This is a genomic window from Streptomyces sp. NPDC006711 (assembly GCF_042869775.1).
Classification (GTDB): Bacteria; Actinomycetota; Actinomycetes; order Streptomycetales; family Streptomycetaceae; genus Streptomyces.
In genome coordinates this window covers 178,827-198,284 of record NZ_JBIAGO010000008.1, presented here as the reverse complement: position 1 = coordinate 198,284, position 19,458 = coordinate 178,827, and the positions used below count along the sequence as shown (strand labels likewise).

The following is a 19,458-nucleotide window of genomic DNA, read 5'->3' as shown; positions in this document are numbered from 1 at the left end:
GGCCGGGGCCGCCCGGCCCCCGGCCCCGCACCCTCGGTCCTTCCGCGCCCGGGGCAGCCATTAGCCTCGGGTGGGCCGGAGCAGGGCGATGGGCCGGGCGGGCCGACGGGGGAGGAAGACGACCATGCGAGTCCTGGTGACCGTCGTACAGGAGGGTGCACCTCCGTACGACGTCATGGTCAACGCCGACGACGACGCGGTGGCCCGGGACGTGGCGCGGGCGCTGGCCGCGTCGGGCTCGGGGCCGGGGCAGGCCGAACGCCCGTCGCAGGTGGTCGTGGCGCTGCCGGGGACCGTTCTCGACCAGCGGTACGGGGGCCGGAGCGCCGAGCCGGTCCTGTGGGCGGACGGGCATCGCTGTGATCCGGACACCCCGGCCGGCCGGATCCTCCGGGACGGCATGCGGGTCTCGGTCGACGACTCCATAGGCCCGCTGCTGCGCAAGGGCGAGCCCGTGGGCTGGTACGAACTGCGCGTCGCCGGCGGACCCGGCGCGGGGCGGATCGCCCGGCTCGCGGTGGGCACCGCGACCTTCGGGTCGGCCACGACCTGCACCCTGGCGGCCCCCGACCCCGTGCTGGCGCCCGTCGCCGGACAGATCACCGTCGACGTCCGGGGCGGAGCGAGCCTCACCCCGCAGCACGGCTCCACGCTGCTCATGGACGACGAGCCGGTCGAGGCCGCGCAGGACTGGCCGTTCGGCGGCGTCGTACGAGCGGGGGACTCGCTGTTCGTCCTGGACCGGGTCGGCGAACCGGACGCCCACCTGTCCGCGACCGGTGAGGGAGGTCTCGCCTACAACCGGCCGCCTCGGCTCTCCCCGGTGCGGCCCCGTCCCCGGCTCTCCATGCCGGTCGAGCCGTCCAAGACCGAGCGCACCCGCTTCCAGACGATCTCCGCGCTCACCCCGATGATCTTCGGTCTGGTCATGTACTTCGTGACCAAACAGGTCTACATGCTGCTGTTCTGCGCGATGTCCCCGGTGATGATGCTGGGCCAGTGGATCAGCGACAATCGCGACGGCAAGCAGCGGAACAAGAAGTCGCTCAAGCAGTACAAAGCGGAACTCGCCGCGTACGAAGCCGAGTTGGCCCGTCTGGGCAAGGAGGACCAGCGCAACCGCAGGGCCGACAACCCCGACCCGGCACAGGTGCTGCTCTTCGCCACCGGTCCCCGCCGCCGGCTGTGGGAGCGCCGCCGTACCGACGTCGACGTCATGCGGCTGCGGGTCGGGGTGGGCACGCTGTACGCCGACATCGAACTCACCCACGGACAAGGCGCGGCCTACGGAGAGGAGCAGCCCGAACCGCCGCTCCTGTCCCACCTGCCGGTCACCCTGTCGTTCCCCGGGCTCGGCGTCGTCGGTGTCTCCGGCGACCGTCCGCGAGCGCTCGCCACCGCGCACTGGCTCGCGGTTCAGGCCGCCGTGCTGCACAGCCCCCGTGAGCTGTCCATAGTCTTCCTGGCGGCCTCCGCCCAGGCCGGAGCGGACTGGAACTGGGCGCACTGGCTGCCGCACGCCGCGCCGCAGCAGGGTCAGGACTGTGTCGCCCTGGTCGGCTGCGACAGCGAGGCCATCGCGCGGCGCGTGAACGAACTCCTCAACGAGCTGGCCCGGCGCAAGGCCGCCCAGGAGAGTTCGGGGGCCATGATGAGCGGCGCCCCGGGGGACGAGCCGCACATCCTGCTCGTCCTGGACGGAGCACGGCTGCTGCGCCGCATGCCCGGCGTACCGCAGCTCCTCCAGGAGGGGCCGCGGCACGGGATCTTCGCGCTCTGCCTGGACGAGGACGACCGGCTGCTCCCCGAGGAGTGCAAGGCCGTCGTGTGCTGGACGCCGCACTCGCCGACCCATGTGCAGCTGCGGGGCTCGGGCCTGGAGTCGGTCGGCGAGGTGCTGGCCGATCAGGTCGGCCCCGACTGGTGCGATCTGCTCGCCCGCTCCCTCGCCCCGGTCCGCGACGTCAGCCGGGACGACGCGGGCGGAGCTCTGCCCACCGCGGCCCGGCTGCTCAGCCTGCTCGACATGCCCGACCCGAGCGGCGCCGACATCGAACGGATCTGGCGGGCCGGGGGCTCGACCACGGCGGCTCCCATCGGAATCGCGGCCGACGGCGTCTTCACCCTGGACATCCGCAGGGACGGCCCGCACGCGCTGGTGGCGGGTACGACCGGCGCCGGCAAGTCCGAACTCCTCCAGACGATCATCGCCTCGCTGGCCGTCGCCAACCGGCCCGACGCCCTCAACTTCGTCCTCATCGACTACAAGGGCGGCAGCGCCTTCATGGACTGCGCCCGGCTTCCGCACACCGTCGGCATGGTCAGCGACCTCGACGCCCACCTCACCGAGCGGGCCCTGGCCTCGCTCGCGGCCGAACTGCACCGCCGCGAGACGATCCTCTTCAACACCGGCACCAAGGACATCGAGGACTACAACGACACCCGTAAATTCCGCCCCGAACTGGAGCCGATGCCGCGGCTCGTCCTGGTCATCGACGAGTTCGCCTCGCTGGTCGCCGAACTTCCCGACTTCATCGCGGGCCTCGTCGACATCGCCCGCCGAGGCCGTTCACTCGGCGTGCATCTGGTGCTGGCGACCCAGCGTCCGGCCGGTGTCGTCAGCGCCGACATCCGGGCCAACACCAACCTGCGCATCGCGCTGCGCGTGACGGACGGCAGTGAGTCCATGGACGTCATCGACGCCGCGGACGCGGGCGCCATCGCCAAGTCCACCCCGGGCCGCGCCTACGTACGCTCCGGCGCGCAGTCCCTGGTCGGCGTCCAGTCCGCCCGCATCGGTGGCCGCCGTCCGGCCACGGGAAAGAGCGGGCCCAAGGCGGTGCTCTCGCCGTTGCCGTGGACCGCGTTCAGCCGCCCGTTGCCGAGATCGGCGGAGTCGGAGGACGACGGCACGATGGTCACCGACCTGGCCGTACTCGTCGACGCGATCAGGGGCGGCTCCGACGCCATGGGCTTCCCGCCGCCCCGCAGTCCCTGGTTGCCCCCGCTGCCCGAGCACGTCACGCTCGAAGCGCTCACCGCCGCGGCGGGCCCCGCCCCCGCCCACGGCGACGTTCCGCCCATCGGGTTCGCCCTCACCGACCTGCCGGCCCAGCAGGCCCGCAAGCCCTTCGCGCTCGACCTCGTCGCGGGCGAACACACGATGCTGGCCGGCGGCGCCCGGTCGGGCCGCTCGACGGCCCTGCGCACCCTGGCCGGTTCGCTCGCCAGGACCGCCTCGCCGCGTGACGTACACGTCTACGCCATCGACTGCGGCTCCAACGCCCTGCTGCCGCTGGTGCGTCTGCCGCACGTCGGAGCGGTGGTCAACCGTGACGAACCCGACCGCGTGCGCCGGCTCCTCGACCGGCTGCTCGGCGAGATCAGCCGGCGCCAGCAACTGCTCGCGACGCAGGGCGCGTCCAGCGCGGCCGAACAGCGCGCGTCGGCCGCGCCCGAGGACAAGCTGCCCTGGATGGTGCTGCTGCTCGACAGCTGGGAGGGCTACTTCTCCACGTTCGAGAACTACAACTACGGCCAGCTCATCGAGCAGGCCCAGCGCATCTTCCGTGAAGGCTCCGCGGTCGGCCTGAAGGTCGTCATGACGTCCGACCGCAGCGGTCTGAGCGGCATGGTCGCCTCGGCCTTCCAGGACCGTCTGATCCTGCGGTTCGCCGACCCCAACGACTATTCGATGGCGGGCCTGCAACCGCGCGAAGTACCCAAGAACATGCCCCCGGGCCGCGCTCTGCGCATCACCGACACCGGCACGGAGGAGACGCAGATCGCTCTCCTCGACGAGGACCCGAGCGGCCAGGCCCAGGTGCGGACGCTCCGCGAGATCGCCGAGCGGGCGCGCAAGGACCACGGCCGTACGCCGGCCCGGTTCCGCCCGATGCGCGTGGACGCGCTTCCCGCCCGTATCACGGCCGGTGAGGCGATGGCGCTCGATCCCGACTTCGCGGCGCCGTCCAAGCTGTGGGCGCTGCTCGCCGTCGGCGGGGACGAACTGGCGCCCGTCGGGATCGACTTGGAGGAGTCGGGCCCCGGCTTCGTCATCGGCGGGCCGCCGAAGTCGGGCCGCTCCACGGCCCTGATGTGCGCGGCCGATTCGCTGCTCGCCCAGGGCACGCCGCTGGTCCTTGTCACCCCCCGGCGCTCCCCGCTGCGCGACCTGGAGGGACGCGAAGGGGTCCTGGGAATCCTCGACGGGGAGGCCAGGGAGGACGATCTGGAGGAGCTGGTGGAGAAGGCGGAGGGCCGCCCCTACGTGATCCTCGCGGACGACGCCGAACTGCTCTACGACACCAGGCTCGACGAGGCGCTTGAGGCGATCCTGCGCAAGGGCGTCGACGGGGGCCTCGGCCTGATCGCGGCGGGCACGACGGACAGCCTGGCCTCCCAGTACCGGGGCTTCGTCACCGCCGCCCGCAAGACCCGCAACGGCCTGCTCCTCAACCCCCAGAACTCCCAGGAGGGCGAGCTGTTCAGCATCCGCCTGCCCGCGAACACCGGCGGCGGCAGGCCGGGCGGCGGACTCCTTGTCTCGGGCGGGGCGTTCCGGCCGGTGCAGGGGGTGTTGCGGGGCTGAGCGTGGGCCCTGGGGCGGCGCTGCGGTCCGCGGGTGCGGCCGACGCCCGCTTCACGCCCCGGCAGGGCAGGCCGAAGGGGCGCCCACCCGTGGTGGACGCCCCTTCGATGCCCTTTGATCCGACCGCGAGGGTGCGGATCAGGTCGCGCGCTCGATGTTGTCGGCGTTGGTGGACGCGGACTTCTGAGCGTCGTTCAGCGTGTCGACCCACTTGGAGAACGTCGCACGGGCGTCTTCCCAGTCCTTGCGGAACTGGTCGGCCTTGGGGCCCTTCCAGTAGCCGGTGCTGCCGGACGTCGACGAGTTCAGGTTGGTGATGATCGTCTGAAGGTCGTGCGCGCTGCGCCCGAACAGCTTCGCAAGGTCCCTGAGTTCCTTGAGACTTGCACCGCGTTCCATAGGGTTCCTCCCCGTGTCACTTCTTGCTGAGTAATCAGAAAACCTATCTGATACCAAGCGACGCTATCGCACCGCCCGCACCACCTGTAAAGGGCCGTCGGCGTGGCAAACCGCGACGGTGCGAACCGGCTTGCTGCGTGGGGCAGTTGGCGTCTTGCCGCATGGGCGCGGTGTTTTACGCCTGATAGACGATGACAGGGACATTGGGTGCAAATGCGTCGACGGCCGCCTGAAGACGGGCCGGGTCGAGCTTCCAGAAGGTGATGGCGCGGCTCGACATGACGACTTCGTAGTCGACGTGCGGCGCCAGTTTGGCTGCTTTCTCCGGCGTCAGTCGCCCCTCGTTGGGACCGGGCAGCGTGGGCAGGCCCGGGCGCCTGCGCATGCCCACATGGTCCAACGTGGCTCCCGCCGAACGCAGTTGCCACAAGGACAATTCCGTAATGTCCGCCCACGGGACAAGGACGGTGTGGGCTTTGTAGCGCAGCGGCGCGCCTCCCAAGGTCACGCCTCGTTCGTCGACCCGGAAGGCGACCAGGCGCTTCCAGCCGACACCACCAAGGAGTTGGATGGGGGTACGCGGGAGATAGGTCTCGTACACGGGAGGGATCGAGTCAGGCATACAAGGACCCTACCCAGGAGGGGAACTCACGTCACGCCGAAGCGCAATGCCCGACGTGTGTGACGCCCGCCCCCGCCGCTGCGCCTTTCCGGCCCGCTATTTGGCCGCAGCCTTCTTCTTTCCCTCTTCTTCCTGGACCTGCTTGTACACCCTGTCGGCTTCGGCCCTGGCTGCGGCGAGAGCGTCACGGATGGCCTGGTTGTGGCCCTTCCAATCGCCCCGGAAATTGTTTCCGGCCGGCCCTTGCCAAGTCTTCTCACCTTTAAGGGCTTCGACGCTGTCCAGGGTCCGTTCGATCTCGTCGGCATAGCGCTTGATGCGACGGACGTCGGCCAGGCAGTCTTCTTCTCGGCTCATGTCTTTCCCCCCGTGCTACTCGCCCTTGGCGAGGATCAGGTCCCTGATGCTGCGGTTCAATGAACGAGTGCCGACGGATCGGGCCGTAATGCCCTTGGGGTCATGAGGCTTGTCGACGAGGACGGTCCAGACCGCGTTCTCCGTGGCGTAGGTGGTCAGCAGGGAACCCGGCGGGTCCGAGAGCACGACGAGCTGGGTCACCACGAGAGCGTTTTCGATGGCGTTGTTCAGAGCTTCGCCCACGCCCGCGCCGTCGAGAGCCTGCGGGTCGAGCCGGCGAACCGGACCGTCCTCGTCGGCCACCCCGAACGGATCCGTAAGGGAGTGAAGCATCTCGGCCGCGTCGGACGCCGAGCTGGCCAGCGTGAAGATGTGCATGCCGCCGCCCGTGATGCGCTCGACGAGCAGGAGGTCGCGGGCATGTACGTAGACGAGAGCGTGGATGCTGCCGCGTACGGTCTGCTGCTCCGCCACGACGATGTGGCCGGCCGTGCGCCGGAGAACCAGCGCGAGGTCCACCTCCGGGGAGGTCTTCATCTTCAACGTCGCGCCCGACGCGGAGCCGGGGCCTTCGGCCTGCTCGGCCCCGGGTTCGGCGCCGTCTTTCGAGGAGGCGCTCAGTACCGCGTCCAGCTCCTCGATGTTCTCGACCTCCACCAGGTCGCGTGCGACGAGGGAGCGGAGCGCGGTCGCGAGCACCCACTCACGCTCCGTGTCCGACATCGCGTCCAAATGGGGAGTCGGGGCCACGACCTCGACCAGGGAATCGGGGTCGAGTACGGCCAGCTCCTCATCGGTGAAGTTGATGAGGTGCTGTGTTCCCCCTTCGGCGAGGGCTTCGCCGATGAAGGAGCGGAACTTGTCCAGCTCCATGTCAAGTTCTTGCTGCGCCATGGTATTCATCCTCTATTTCTGCACGCCGCCGTCAAGTGGCCCCACCAAGGCCGGACTCTCACCAGAATTTGAGCTTCTTGAGTGTCTTGCCGCCCCACTTCTTCGTGGCGTTCCAGGCCTTGCCCGCGCCCTTCTTGATGTCGTCGCCGTACCTGTCCCAGACCATACTTCCCAGGAAATAAGTACCGGCGACGCCGAGGGCCACCCAGCCGACGACGGGGACGGCAGCGGCGGCCGCGGTGCCGGCCCCGAACAAGAGGCCCCCCATGCTGGTGCCGCCCAGGACGGCGACGGCGCCGGCGGCCTGAACGCCACCCATGCCCCGGTCCACCCAACCCTGTGGGCCCGCGTGATCCGGCAGGGCCATTTCCTTCACGCCCGTCACGATGTTGAGGGGAAGGAGAACCCGGGTGGCGAGGAAGCCCGTTCCTGGCGCCTTGCCGAAAATATTGGCCAGCGGCCGCTCCAGATACTGGCCGACCTTCGGAATCCTTCCGACGGCCGGGATACGCAGCTTGGCGCCGACCTTCTGCACCGCCTGCTGCCATTTCCACGGCTCTTTGTACGCGTTGCGCAGCCGCTGGTCCTCAAGCAATTCCTTCAGCAGCTCGCCGCGACTGGCCTTCAGCTTTTCGCCTTCGACGCCGAAGTATTTATTGAGCTCGAACACCGCTCGTGCGCCGGCGACGTTCTGTCCCTGCTGCCAACGATCGTACAGACTAAGGGATGCCTCGACCGCCGTGGGTATGGTCATGGCCTTGAGGGTCTTTTTGGCATCCTGGTAATTTTTGTAATCGTCGCTGGTCTTGAGCCCGTCTACGAAGTCCTTGTATTCCTTCCAGTCGTCCAGGACACCGGCGAGGCTCGCATAGAGCAGTTCGGCTTCGGGGTCCGCTTCCAGGATGCCGAGCCGACGCCTGATGTCCTTGGCCTGGTCCGCCGCCCAAGACGCCCTCTTGCCGAACTCGGAGAGCTTCCCCGGCACGCCGTTCCACTGGGTGAGGAGGCTACTGATGAGATTACCCTGGACGGAAAGGGCGCCGCCCGCGACCGAGATGGCGGCGGCAAGGTCCCGTGCCAGATCGCTCTTCATTCCCCTAAAGGACACGGTTGTTGCTCCCCTTCAAAAGTTCTGCGCCCGTGGAGCGGGCGGAAATGCGTGGGCCATTGGTCAGCGGTTGACGGCTTGGATTTCCTGGACGGTTATGTGTTGGTCGTGTCCGAAGGTGCCGTCGGGGAGGTCGCCGCCGTCGGTTCCGGTTCCGGTCCAGTGGATCTTCCAGGTGATGGTGGCTTTGAGGTTGTAGGGGGTGCCGGAGGTGGCGCGGAGGTAGGTGACGCCGCATGGCGGTGTCTGGTCGGCGTTGCCCGCTTGGTAGGGGGCGCCGATGGAGCCGTCCGCGTTGATGGGGCACTCCCCGGAGGCGGGGAAGAGGGTGGCGTCGCTCGTGCCGGGCTCCAGTTTGAGGGAGACCGGGGTGGCGGTCGTCGTCGCCGAGATGTTCAGTACCGGGACGGTGGCGGTGACCGAGACCGGGTGGAAGTCGGCCTTGTCCAGCCAGGCCCAGGTCGGCAGGTTCACCTTGGAGGTGCTGTCGGGTTTCAGGGTGACCTGGGTGGTCGGCACGCGGATTTCGGCGTATGCCAGTTTGGCGAGGATTTCGGGGGTGATGGCCTCGGGTACGTCGGCCGGTGGGGGTGCGCCCTTGTCGACCCAGAAGTAGGGCTTGTCACAGGCGTCCCAGCCGGGCGGGAAGCTCTTGTTGACGTAGGAGTCCCACCAGTAGCCCTGGTCGGCCCTGTCCAGGTTGAAGTTGGTGTAGGGCTTTCCGTTGACGTACCGGTCGCGCTGCGTGGCGTCCCAGGAGGCTCCGGTGGAGTCGGCGTTCCAGATGGGCTCGACGTACGCCTTGAACTCGGCGGGGGTGTACTTGGGGGCGTACCAGCAGGCGGGGGGTGTCCAGTTGCTGACGGGCGCGACCGGGCCCGCGGTGGGGCCGGAGCCGTTCTTGGAACGGTCGTAGACCACGCCGCCGGCTGTGGCGGAGAGGGTGCCGTCGGGGGTGGAGTCGCCCTTCGGCGGCGGGGTATCGGTCTCCCGGCTCCCGTCCGGAGGCGCGATGCCCGCCCAGGCAGTCGGGGTGCACACGGCGGTGAGGATCACCGCCGCCGCTATCGCCGCTCCCAGCCTTCCCCTGTTCACTTCACGCATGGCGCCGCCCCCGCGGTCGAAACGATCCGAGTGGTCTGCCACACCCCGGCGGCGTTCTTCTCCAGCCTGGTGCTGTAAAGGATGAAGTCGTTCTTCGACGGGGTGGTGACGTTGACCTTTCCGCTCTTGATGTCCTTTGTGTAGCCCTTGCTCTCGTCGGCGCAGAAGGTGAGGGACGCGGACTTGTCTGCGTTCAGGGTGACTTTGCGGTCGAAGTAGCTCACTGATCCTGTCATCGACAGTCCGGCCTTCTTGAACTTCTCCACCCAGGTCGAAGAGGCTTCCAGCGCCTTACCAGCGTTGTAGTAGTTCAGCGCGGCGTACTTCGGGTCGGTGCCAGCGATGGCGCCGTTCACCGCGCGCATGCGTTCCGCGCCGTCCGCCAGCACCGCGTCCTTGACGGGATCGCCGGTGTTCTCGGCCTCGAACTTCATCGTGAGGTCAGTGGGCAACTGGACCGTCGGCCGCCCGGCCACCGCCGAGGGCGACGCGCTCGCCGGCGCCGATGCCGACGGCTTGGCTCCGGTCTGGTCCGCCCCGGCGATCTTGTCCGCGTTCTTGGGGCCGGAGTGGCCGCCGCACGCGGTCAGCAGAAGGGCGGCCGTCGCCGTGAGTGCGGCGGCGGCCGGCAAGGTGCGACGGTTCACTGGAGCTCCCGATGAGGCTGGTGTGGTCTGGAGAGACGACGCTAACGACACAGGGCGTGGTTCTCCAGAGGGAACTCCGGCGGTATTGCGGGCAATTGGGACACGTCGGTATGGAACCGTGAGGTGATCTTTCCCTCCGGCCGGAACGCCGACAGGACCCGAGGTCACCGCGGGGCCCCTCATCGCGGCGAAAGGCCCTGCCCGTACCGACCGGGGATCAGCCTCCGCCGTGCATCTTCTGGTCCATCTTCGACTGGTCCTGACGGGCTTTCTCCACCAGCCGGTTCTCCTCGGCCGGGAACGAGTCGAAGAGCGTCTTCAGCCGTTTCATGCGGCCGTCGTGGTCGGAGCGCCAGTTGTCGGCCTTCTTGCCTATCCACGTCTTCGGCATCATGGACTCGACGTTCCTGATGGCCGTACGGATCTCGCCCACGGCGGTCTCTATGGCGTTCATGTCCTTACGGCAGTTGTAATCCAGGCGGTCTTCCTGCGGTATGCCCATTTTATTTCCCTTGTTGACTGTTGGCAGGATTCGCTGGCGTCATCCCGCTCTCCGGCAATCCATGCGCGGCCGACGGCCGGTCGCTCACTTGTAGGTGGCCCGGATCGCGAGAGCCGGCGGCGGCACGTGTTCCAGGTCCACCACAGAACCCAGAGCAAGCAGTTGGTCGCCGCTGCGCGCGAGGAACCAGGGCAGTTGGCACGGGTTGTCCAGCGCGGGGTACTGCTGCCCCGCCGAGCAGGACTTGGCCTTGCCGAAACCCCGTGCCATGGCGGTCAGGCTGCCGGAAGGGTCGATGTGCACGAGGTACACGAAATCGGCGGGGCCCTTCTGCGGATCCTTCAGCACGCGCGCGTAAAGACCGCCGTCACCAGCCGGGGTCATGCCCTCGAACGCCATGTCGGAAAGTGGCGTGGAGCCCCCCGGCAGGCTGCCGTGCACCGTCACGGCCGACGGTGGGCGGCCCGGAGCGAGCACGTGAAGGTCAGAGACCAGGCCGTTGGTCGCGTAGACCGTTCCATTCGCCGTCACGGTTCCGCGCGATAGTCCTCGCTCGGCAGGGAAGGCGAAGATCTCGTCCGCCTTGCCGTCCTTCACGGACCACACGCTGTAATTGTCGGTGACGATGACGGCGCCGTCCGGTCGTACCCCGATCGGCTCGGGACGGGTGAACGTGTGCGTTGACGGGAGGGGGGTCGCGGCGCCGCCGGGACGGACCCGCGAGAGCCCGTCGCGTCCGCCGGTCACCAGGGAGCCGTCCGGGGCGACGGTGAATCCGGAGTCGGCGCTGCGCGCCGCCACCTTCGCGAACTGGGTGATCCTGCCGTCCGATGTCATGCGCAGAATGGGTATCTCGGGGCTTGCGAAGCCGTCGGCCAGAAACACATTCCCCTTCCCGTCCGAGGCGACATGGCCGCTGGTGATGGAGGAGGCGCGGTTGAGGTCGTACTCCGTGCTCACGTCGCTCAGCGCGAAACTGGCCACCTTTCCGGGCTCTGCCACGGGAATTTTGGGGCCGTTCTCGGTCTTGTCGGCCGAGCAGGAACCCAAGAGCAGCGCGAGCGCACCGGCCATGGCAGCCGCGAGCATTCCCCGAGTGCGATTCCTATTTACCATCAGGCGACACCTCGGCGTGGTCGAAGCCTCCATAGAAGGCGCCCTGGTAATCGTTGCCCGCTGAAGACGGCAGACTATTCCACCAGCCCTGGAAGTCGGTGTCTTTGATGGCATTAGCAGCGACGGTTCCTGTCTGTGGGTCGTACCAGGATGCTCCCGTGGGCGGAGGGACCGCGCCCGACCTGATCAATCCCTGGGCAATCGAAGAGGTGAAGGCAACCTTCTGGTCCTTTGCGCTGTCCACGTCCAGCGCTTCTTGCTTCGCGGCATTGTCCGTAGAAAAGGGGTCCGTCTGGGGAGCGACGATCGTCCTTCCGATGACCGCCAGGTTCTGGGAGTATTTGAGGCTCTTCTCGGCAATCTTCTGGCTGATCTTCGACGCGGCTTCGCCGAGGTTGGGGGCGGGCAGAAATCCGAACAAGGTTCCTGCGGTGTCGAGGATGATCTTGTTGGTCTTGTGCTCCTCGTCGATCTGCTGCGCCTCGGTGTAGCTCTCCTTAACCTTCGCCTTCGTGAGCATTCCCGCGGTATTGCCGATGGCGGTCAGTGCCTTTTTCGGGTCCTTGCTTGCGGCGGCCTCCGAGACCTTCTCGTGCAGCGCCACGTCGAACATCGCCGCCGCGCCAGGGTTGTCCTTGGCGAACAGCCGCATGACTTTGACCGTGTCCGCGTTGTTGCCGATCAGGGAGTGATATCTGGTGGAGTAGCCAGCGGTGCCGCCCTCGGTGGACATCCCGGTGCCCCCCAGGTCGTCGGCCCAGGTCGCCGTGATGCCGGCCAGGGCGACAGCGGTGCCATTGGGGAAGTTCGGGTATTCCTCCTTGTCGCTGCCCGAGCGTGCGTCGAAGAGGTCCTTCTGCTTCGCCGCTGCGGCAATGACATTGGCGGCAGCCATCCCGGACTCGTCGATGTGCCCCGGCGTCCGATCGGTCGCCGCAAGCGTGAGCACCCGGCGCACGCCGTCCGAATCGTCGTCCGACATCGATCCGGGCGTCTGCCACCGGAAGTCGACCAGTTCCTCGGCGAAGCGCTTCCCGGAATCGTTGTTCCCCAGCAGGTGCCGCGAGGCATCCGCGTTCTCTCCGAGACGGTTGATGACGGCCAGAGTCGGGTCGTTGGCTTCGATGGCCGCGACGCGCTTCTGTGCGTCGAAGAAGTTCTCGCTATTGGGGCTGCCCGACAGTCCGATCGAGTCGTACCAAGCGTGTTTGGGATCCACGAACGCGGCTCCCGTGTAGCCGGCCATGGTGACCTGACCCTTGAAATACCTCGGGCGCATCGGATGGGCCTTGCGCCAGTCCAGCATCGCCCCGCCGACCTTGGTCAGCACGTCCGTGTCCCACGCGTCGCCCTTGGGCCCGTACTTGAAGAGCATGCCGACGGACCACATGTCGTCGCCGGGTGGGTTGGTGAGGGCCTTCGCGTACTCGGGGTTCGGGGGGATCTTGCCTGCGGTCTGGAGGGTGAAGATGCGGTTGATGCCCGTGGCGTACTGGGCGACGACGTTCTGCGAGTCCTTGCTGAGGACGTCGCCGCCGTGCGTTCCGTCCTCCTCGTGCAGGGCGCGGGGAACGCGGGCCGCGTCGACGATGCCGCCGGCGTTGGCGAAAGCGGCCAGGTAGGTGGGGTCGTCCTGGTGGTCGGCGAGGGAGCGGGCGATGGCTTCGATGTCCTCGCGGGAGCTCGCGTCCTTGGGGTTGTCCAGCGCCTTCTTGAGCGTGGCGGCCTCCTGCTTGGCCTCCTTGGCGCTCTGGGCGTTGACGTCCGTCATGTCCCACGGGATGTTGATGATGTTCCCGTCCGGCGTGCAGAGGCCGGAAGCGTCGCCTTCGAGCAGCAGGCTGCGGGCCAGATCGGCGCGCTTGGACATGCTGCGGGCGTCGTCGCCCACGGCCTGCGTCTGCTGGCTCAGCAGGGAGAGGTCGAGGCCGCTCTCCCAGGACGTGAAGTTCTTCCGGATCAGCGCCCCGTGCTTGGCGAGCGCGCCCTCCAAGTCCTGGAGCCGGTCCGCGAGTTTGCGTACCCGCACCGGATCGACGCCGACGTAATCCCCCATGAAGACAAGGCCTTTCACTTCGCTGCTGTTACGGCGGCACGACGTCCCGGGACGCGGCTCTGGCGGGCGAGCCGGCCGTGTCGGGATGCCGGGGATCGCCATGCGCCATGCCCCCTGACGCCCCGTGGACCTTCGGCCTGTTCCACGATATGCGCTGCGGCCCGGCGTCCGCCCGGCGGGCAACGGCCCGCGATCGTACGGTGTGAGGGGATTTACTCCGCTTCCTTTGGCAAACGAACGTTGATCCTTGACCTTGTTGTGGCCGAGGCGTCCGCGAGGCCGATGAATGAGTACGGGTACTCAGGACAGAAGGGCGGTCGGCGCCGAGGGTGGTGGCATCGGGTCGCCGCGTTCGCGTTGGCCGGATATGCCCGGTTGGGTGGGGTGCGTGGGGTGCTGGGCCGCTGAGCAGGGCCGTGTTCTGCGGGCCTGAACCCCACGCACCCCGCGGTCGGCGGCGGACGGGCGCGGCGGCACGCGCAGGCGGCGCGGGCGCTGGTCACGGGGCCGAACGTCGCGCCCGGTCTCGTAGGTTGCATAGTGATAACAGGTCAAGGCGGCGCGGTCACGGGAGGGCCTTTCCGTCCGGGTTGTGGCGGTGTTGATGGGGCGCGCGATGTTCGCGATCTTTAACTCGCCTTGAGGTGACTATGGGCTGCTGCTACGGTGCGATCATGTGATCTGACAGTGTGGTCACGGCTCCGCGAACGGCTCGAAGGGCCGGGGCAGCCGGACCGGTTCAAGTCGTCATGGCCTGAAGTGGCTCGTATCGGCCCCCTGCGGGGTATGGCCGATTTTGTTCAACTCGACGCTGTCGCAAAAGAATGACCACGGGGAGAAGCGACGTGAAGGTCCAGGAGCGCGGCGGGGCGGGGACGCACCGGGGGGCGGCGCCCGGCCAGGGGGTCGGTGAGCGGCTTCCGGCGCCGCCGCGCGAACGCAAGCCCGCCCTCGCGGCGCTCGCCGTTCTGCTCATCCTGATCGGCGCCCTCGGAGCGACCGTCCTGGTGCTGCGGGCCGGCGACCGGGTCGAGGTCTACAAGCTCAAGGGCGACGTCGCCGCCGGGCACTCCGTGTCCAAGGACCAGCTCACCACCGTGATGGTGGCCGCCGACAACGGCGTCGACTACATCTCCCCCAACCAGTACAACGCCCTGACCAAGCTCCGGGCCAAGTCCAACCTCTACGCGGGCTCCGTCCTCGTGGGCCAGATGTTCGCGCCGGACGGCGGCCTCCAGGCCGGTCAGGCCGCAGTCGGTGTCTCGCTCAAGGAAGGCCAGTACCCGACCAACATCAAGGACGGCGAGACGGTCGCCGTCTACCGCGTCGGCAACTCCGCCGGTTCGGGCGGGTCCAGCGCTTCAAGTGGTTCCAGTGGTGCGGGCGGTTCGGGCAAGGGGGCATCGGGTGGCGCGGCCAACTCCGGTGCCACCGGCGGCGGTTCACCGCTCGTCCAGCGCGCCGTGGTCAGCGACACCGCCGCCCAGGACAAGTCCTTCGGCAGCGGGAACCTCGCGCTCACCCTGACCGTGAACACCGCCGACGCGGCGGCCCTCGCCCAGGCCGCGTCCGCCGGCGAGGTCGCCGTCGTGCGCGTCGCGGGCAACGGCTGAGTCGCGCGGCGACGCGGCGACTCGGCCAAGACAGAAGACGCGGAAGACATGGCGCTCATCGCACTCGCATCCGACAAGGGCTCTCCCGGTGTCACCACCGCGGCGCTCGCCCTGGCCGCCGTATGGCCCCGTCGCGTGCTGCTCGCCGAGACGGACCCGGCGGGCGGCGATCTGGTGTACCGCTGCACGGCCACCCACGGCGGTCCCCTCAACCCGAACACCGGGCTGCTCTCGCTGGCCGCGGCCGCCCGTCGCGGGCTCGCCGCCGACCAGCTGTGGGACCACGCCCAGCCGATGGCCGGCGGCCTCGAACTGCTCGTCGGGCTCGGCACGGCGGAGCAGGCCGCGGGCCTCGCCGGCAGCTGGCCCACGCTGGGCCGGGCTTTCGCCTCGCTCGGGGAGTCCCCGCACGCCCCGGCCGACGTCATCGCCGACATCGGCCGGATCAGTGGAGGCTCGCCCGCCCTCGACCTGCTGCCGCACGCCGCGCTCGCCCTGCTCGTCTCGCGTACCGAGCCCGAACACCTGGCCCGCGTACGGGACCGGGCCGCGGCGCTCTCCACCCATCTGCACGGGGGCCCGCGCGGCAACGCGCTCGCGACGCCGTTCATCGGCGTGATCCTCATCGCCGATGCCGGTGCGTCCGTCAAACTCGCCCACCAGGTCAACGACATGCTGGTGGCCGGCCAGGTGGGGGCCCGCGTCGTCGGCACCCTCGCGCACGACCCCTCGGGCGCCGCCCTGCTCGCGGGCCGCGGTCGCGGGCGGCTCGACAAGTCCCTGCTCATCCGCAGCGCGCGGAAGGTCTCCACCGACCTCTACCAGCAGTTCGGCGCCGCCTGGGCCGGGGCGGCCCGATGAGCGTGGTCGACCACGCGCTGGTCAAACGGTTCCGCCAGGAGGCCGGCGACCGGATCGCCGAACAGCGACGCCTCGACCAGGTGCGCGGCGTCGCCGCCATGTCCAGCGAGGACGAGCGCCAGTACGCGCGCGCCGTCATCGCCCAGATACTGGAGGAGTACGCCCGTACGGAGATCAACTCCGGGCGTACTCCACTCGACGCGGAGACCGAGGAGCAGTACGCCGCCGCCGTGCACGCCGCGCTCTTCGGCGTGGGCCGGCTCCAGCCGCTGCTCGACGACCCCGAGGTCGAGAACATCGACATCAACGGCTGTGACCAGGTCTTCGTCGGGTACGCGGACGGCCGTGAGGTCCGGGCGGACCCGGTCGCCGAGACCGACGAGGAACTGATCGAGCTGATTCAGGTGCTCGGTGCCTACTCCGGTCTCTCCTCGCGCCCCTTCGACTCGGCCAACCCGCAGCTGGACCTGCGGCTGCCGGACGGTTCGCGTCTGTCGGCCGTCATGGAGGTCGCCCGCCGGCCCGCGCTGTCCATCCGCCGGGCCCGCATGGGCAAGGTCTTCATGGCGGACCTGGTGGGCAACGGCACGCTCACGCCGGAGGTCGCGCACTTCTTGGCCTGTGCGGTCCGCGCCCGCAAGAACATCATGATCGCGGGCGCGACGAACGCGGGGAAGACCACGCTGCTGCGGGCGCTCGCCAATGAGATCCCCCAGCAGGAGCGGCTGATCACGGTGGAGCGGGCCCTGGAGCTCGGCCTCGACCAGTTCCCCGAACTGCACCCCAATGTCGTGGCGTTCGAGGAGCGGCTGCCCAACTCCGAAGGGCTCGGCATGATCCCGATGGCGGATCTGGTGCGCCGTTCGCTGCGCATGAACCCCTCGCGCGTCATCGTCGGTGAAGTACTCGGCGACGAGATCGTCACCATGCTGAACGCCATGTCGCAGGGCAACGACGGATCGCTCTCCACGATCCACGCCAACAGCTCCGCCGAGGTCTTCAACCGTATTTCCACCTACGCCCTCCAGGCGGCCGAGCGGCTGCCCATCGAGGCCAGCCAGATGCTGATCGCGGGCGCGGTGAACTTCGTCGTGTTCGTGGAGCGGCGCAACAACTACGAGAGCGGCGGCCGTCTTCAGCGCATGGTCACCTCGGTCCGCGAGGTGAACGGATGCGACGGCCGCGTCCTGTCCAGCGAGGTCTTCGCCGAGACGCCGGACGGGCGGGTCGTTCCGCACGCCCCCGTCTCCTGCGTCGAGGACCTTGCCGTGCACGGCTACCGGCCTTCCGGGGCCTGGGGGTGAGCGGGGCCGCATGAACAACATTCCCTCCATGGGCGGTCTCTTCGAGGCCCAGACGCTCTTCGCCCTCGCGGCGGGTCTCGCGGTCGGCTGCGGGCTCGCCCTGCTCGTCGTCGCGATCCGCGGCGTCGAGGCGAAGCCGGGCGGCCAGGACCGCCGGCGCGAACGCGTCGGTGAACTGGCGCAGTTCGTGGGCAAGCGCGGCTCTGCCGCCGTCGGCGTCGCCCTGCTGGTGCTGCTGCTCACCCGGTGGACGGTGGCCGGTGTCGCCACCGGCCTGCTCGTCTTCTTCTGGGACCGGCTCTTCGGCGGCGCCGCGCAGGAGAAGGCCGCGATGAAGCGGGTCGAGGCGCTGGCAGCCTGGACCGAGTCGCTGCGGGACACCATCGCCGGCGCGGTCGGCCTCGAACAGGCCATCCCCGCGTCGGCCCGGGCCGCCGCACCCGCGCTCCGCCCCCATCTCGACGCGCTGGTCGACCGGTTGCGGGCCCGCACCCCGCTGCCCGACGCGCTGCAACTGCTCGCCGACGAGATCGACGACGCGTCCGCGGACATCATCGTCGCGGCGCTCATCCTCAACGCGCGGCTGCGCGGCCCCGGCCTGCGCCAGGTGCTGGGGGCGCTCGCCAAGTCGGCCCGCGAGGAGATCGACATGCGCCACCGCGTGATGGCGCAGCGCTCCTCCACCCGGCGCAGTGTGCAGATCGTGGTCGGCGTGTCGATCGCGTTCGTCCTCGGGCTTTCCGTCTTCAACCGTGACTTCGTCGAGCCGTACAACTCGGCGGTCGGCCAGCTCGTGCTCGCCTGTGTCTGCGGTCTGTTCGCGCTCGGCTTCTGGTGGCTGCGCAAGCTGTCGGTGATCGAGACGCCGGACCGCTTCCTGGTGCGGAGCGAACCCGAGACCCGCTTCGTGCGCCCCGAGGCCCCCACGGGCCGGGCCGGGAACCAGGACGGGGACGGCGCGCGTCCTGTCACCGCTGGGGAGGGAGCGCGGTGAGCGACATCATCACCGGGCCGGTACTGATCGGCGCGGTTCTGGGTCTCGGCGTCTACGTCCTGATCAGAGCGCTGACGCGGACGAGGCGTTCGGCGGTCTCGCAGGTGGCGCGGATCGACGCGTTGCGCTCGTCGGGCAGCGTGTACACCCCGCCTTCCGAGGCGCGGGCCTCGGGCGGGCTCGCGGGGCTGCGGGCGGGGATCGGCGCCAGGGTCGCGGAGCTGTATCTCAAGCAGGGCTGGGAGCAGCGCTCGATGCGCGCCGATCTGGCCGTGCTGGAGCGGAGCTGGGAGCGGTTCCTGGCCACCAAGGTGCTGCTCGGCGTCGCCGGCCTGGTCTTCGGCCCGTTGCTCTTCGTCATCGTCGCGGTACTCGGTTTCAGCAAGAGCCCGATCATCCCGGTCTGGCTCGCGCTCGTGTGCGGAGCGGTCTTCTTCTTCCTGCCCGATCTGGAGATCCGCCGGGACGCCACGGACAAGCGCCGTGATCTGCGCCGGGTCATCGGTGCCTATCTGGACCTGGTGGCGATGAACCTGGCGGGCGGGCGAGGGCTGCCCGAGGCGCTGATGGCGGCCGCGGAGGTCAGCGACGGATGGGCCCTGCGCCGGCTGCGCAACACCCTCGCCGACGCCAGGATCACCGGCACAAGCCAGTGGCTCGCCCTCGGGCGGCTCGGTGAGGAACTGGGCGTCGAGGAGCTGAAGGACCTGTCCTCCTCGCTCGCCCTGGTGGCGGACGACGGCGCGAAGGTACGCGAGTCCCTGGCGTCCCGCGCCGAAACGATGCGGCACCGGGAGATGGCCGAGATCGAGGGCGCGGCGGGTGAGAAGTCCCAGTCGATGCTCGTCGCCCAGTTGCTGCTCTGCGCCGGCTTCCTGGTTTTTCTGATCTTCCCCGCCGCCATGCGTGTCTTCCAGGTCTGAGCACGCGCCCCCCACTTCCGTCGAGAGGAAACCAACCGTCATGAACCGCCCGCAGTTCCCCAGGAACAGCCACCCCGCCGTCGACTTCCTGGTCACCTTCCTTCAGGGCCGCATCCAGCGGGCGCGCTCCGGTGAGCTCGACCGGGGGGCGTCCGCGGTCGAGTGGGTCATCATCTCCGCCGTCGTCGTGGCGATCGTCGGCGTGGTCGCCGCGGTCATCAACCAGGCCCTGAAGAGCGGCGCCACCAAGGTCGGCGACTGCATCAAGGGCGCGAGCGCCGACAAGACCTGCTGAGGCGCGGCTACTTTGCGCGACAGACTCCGGGCTTTCGTACGCCGGCGGGTGGAGGCAGCCTCCACCCGCGGT

Annotated in this window: 17 protein-coding genes; 7 read left to right on the top strand and 10 right to left on the bottom strand. The window is 69.0% G+C overall.

Going from position 1 to position 19,458, the window contains the following annotated elements; translation table 11 throughout:
• Positions 1–124: 124 nt before the first annotated feature.
• Positions 125–4,591 (top strand): FtsK/SpoIIIE domain-containing protein, encoded by a 4,467-nt coding sequence (locus ACFYM2_RS18840; protein WP_388837353.1) that lies wholly within the window; start codon positions 125–127, stop codon positions 4,589–4,591.
• A 138-nt stretch (positions 4,592–4,729) separates the two neighbouring features.
• Here the strand turns inward: ACFYM2_RS18840 and ACFYM2_RS18835 are convergent, their stop codons facing one another.
• From ACFYM2_RS18835 to ACFYM2_RS18790, 10 genes are all read right to left on the bottom strand, one after another.
• Positions 4,730–4,990 carry a WXG100 family type VII secretion target gene (locus tag ACFYM2_RS18835; RefSeq protein WP_350232034.1) on the bottom strand — a complete coding sequence of 87 codons (261 nt, stop codon included), beginning with the start codon at positions 4,988–4,990 and terminating at the stop codon, positions 4,730–4,732.
• Between the two features lie 175 nt (positions 4,991–5,165).
• Entirely contained in the window at positions 5,166–5,612 is a 447-nt protein-coding gene (locus ACFYM2_RS18830) for a hypothetical protein (RefSeq protein WP_388458587.1), read from the bottom strand.
• A gap of 96 nt (positions 5,613–5,708) precedes the next feature.
• The gene (locus tag ACFYM2_RS18825) at positions 5,709–5,969 is read right to left on the bottom strand and encodes a hypothetical protein (RefSeq protein ID WP_388458589.1); all 261 of its coding nucleotides are present in this window, start codon (positions 5,967–5,969) and stop codon (positions 5,709–5,711) included.
• Positions 5,970–5,984: 15 nt separating this feature from the next.
• A complete protein-coding gene (locus ACFYM2_RS18820; protein ID WP_388458591.1) occupies positions 5,985–6,863 on the bottom strand; it encodes a hypothetical protein in 879 nt (292 codons plus the stop codon).
• A gap of 58 nt (positions 6,864–6,921) precedes the next feature.
• Positions 6,922–7,956, bottom strand: coding sequence for a hypothetical protein (locus ACFYM2_RS18815; protein WP_388458593.1), 1,035 nt, complete (start codon positions 7,954–7,956; stop codon positions 6,922–6,924).
• A 78-nt stretch (positions 7,957–8,034) separates the two neighbouring features.
• Positions 8,035–9,075, bottom strand: coding sequence for a hypothetical protein (locus ACFYM2_RS18810; protein WP_388837350.1), 1,041 nt, complete (start codon positions 9,073–9,075; stop codon positions 8,035–8,037).
• Positions 9,063–9,722 (bottom strand): hypothetical protein, encoded by a 660-nt coding sequence (locus ACFYM2_RS18805; RefSeq protein ID WP_388458596.1) that lies wholly within the window; start codon positions 9,720–9,722, stop codon positions 9,063–9,065. The genes ACFYM2_RS18810 and ACFYM2_RS18805 overlap by 13 nt, the downstream gene beginning before the upstream one ends.
• Positions 9,723–9,939: 217 nt before the next feature.
• Positions 9,940–10,224 (bottom strand): hypothetical protein, encoded by a 285-nt coding sequence (locus tag ACFYM2_RS18800; protein ID WP_388837347.1) that lies wholly within the window; start codon positions 10,222–10,224, stop codon positions 9,940–9,942.
• 84 nt (positions 10,225–10,308) lie between these two features.
• A complete protein-coding gene (locus ACFYM2_RS18795) occupies positions 10,309–11,373 on the bottom strand; it encodes a hypothetical protein (RefSeq protein ID WP_388837344.1) in 1,065 nt (354 codons plus the stop codon).
• Entirely contained in the window at positions 11,330–13,498 is a 2,169-nt protein-coding gene (locus ACFYM2_RS18790; RefSeq protein ID WP_388837341.1) for a hypothetical protein, read from the bottom strand. The genes ACFYM2_RS18795 and ACFYM2_RS18790 overlap by 44 nt, the downstream gene beginning before the upstream one ends.
• Before the next feature lie 743 nt (positions 13,499–14,241).
• Between ACFYM2_RS18790 and ACFYM2_RS18785 the strand changes: the two genes are divergently transcribed.
• Genes ACFYM2_RS18785 through ACFYM2_RS18760 form a run of 6 tightly spaced genes read left to right on the top strand, consistent with a single transcriptional unit; the run spans position 14,242 to position 19,386 of the window.
• Positions 14,242–15,009: a hypothetical protein gene (locus tag ACFYM2_RS18785; RefSeq protein WP_388837338.1), complete on the top strand. Its 768-nt coding sequence runs from the start codon at positions 14,242–14,244 to the stop codon at positions 15,007–15,009.
• 48 nt (positions 15,010–15,057) lie between these two features.
• Entirely contained in the window at positions 15,058–15,870 is an 813-nt protein-coding gene (locus tag ACFYM2_RS18780) for a hypothetical protein (protein WP_388458603.1), read from the top strand.
• The gene (locus tag ACFYM2_RS18775) at positions 15,867–17,174 is read left to right on the top strand and encodes an ATPase, T2SS/T4P/T4SS family (protein ID WP_358998399.1); all 1,308 of its coding nucleotides are present in this window, start codon (positions 15,867–15,869) and stop codon (positions 17,172–17,174) included. The genes ACFYM2_RS18780 and ACFYM2_RS18775 overlap by 4 nt, the downstream gene beginning before the upstream one ends.
• Positions 17,175–17,184: 10 nt before the next feature.
• Positions 17,185–18,168, top strand: coding sequence for a type II secretion system F family protein (locus ACFYM2_RS18770; RefSeq protein WP_358998402.1), 984 nt, complete (start codon positions 17,185–17,187; stop codon positions 18,166–18,168).
• Positions 18,165–19,091 carry a type II secretion system F family protein gene (locus tag ACFYM2_RS18765; RefSeq protein WP_350232047.1) on the top strand — a complete coding sequence of 309 codons (927 nt, stop codon included), beginning with the start codon at positions 18,165–18,167 and terminating at the stop codon, positions 19,089–19,091. Before ACFYM2_RS18770 ends, ACFYM2_RS18765 begins: the two co-directional genes overlap by 4 nt.
• A 40-nt stretch (positions 19,092–19,131) precedes the next feature.
• Positions 19,132–19,386 carry a hypothetical protein gene (locus tag ACFYM2_RS18760; protein ID WP_350232048.1) on the top strand — a complete coding sequence of 85 codons (255 nt, stop codon included), beginning with the start codon at positions 19,132–19,134 and terminating at the stop codon, positions 19,384–19,386.
• The last annotated feature ends 72 nt before the right edge of the window (positions 19,387–19,458 follow it).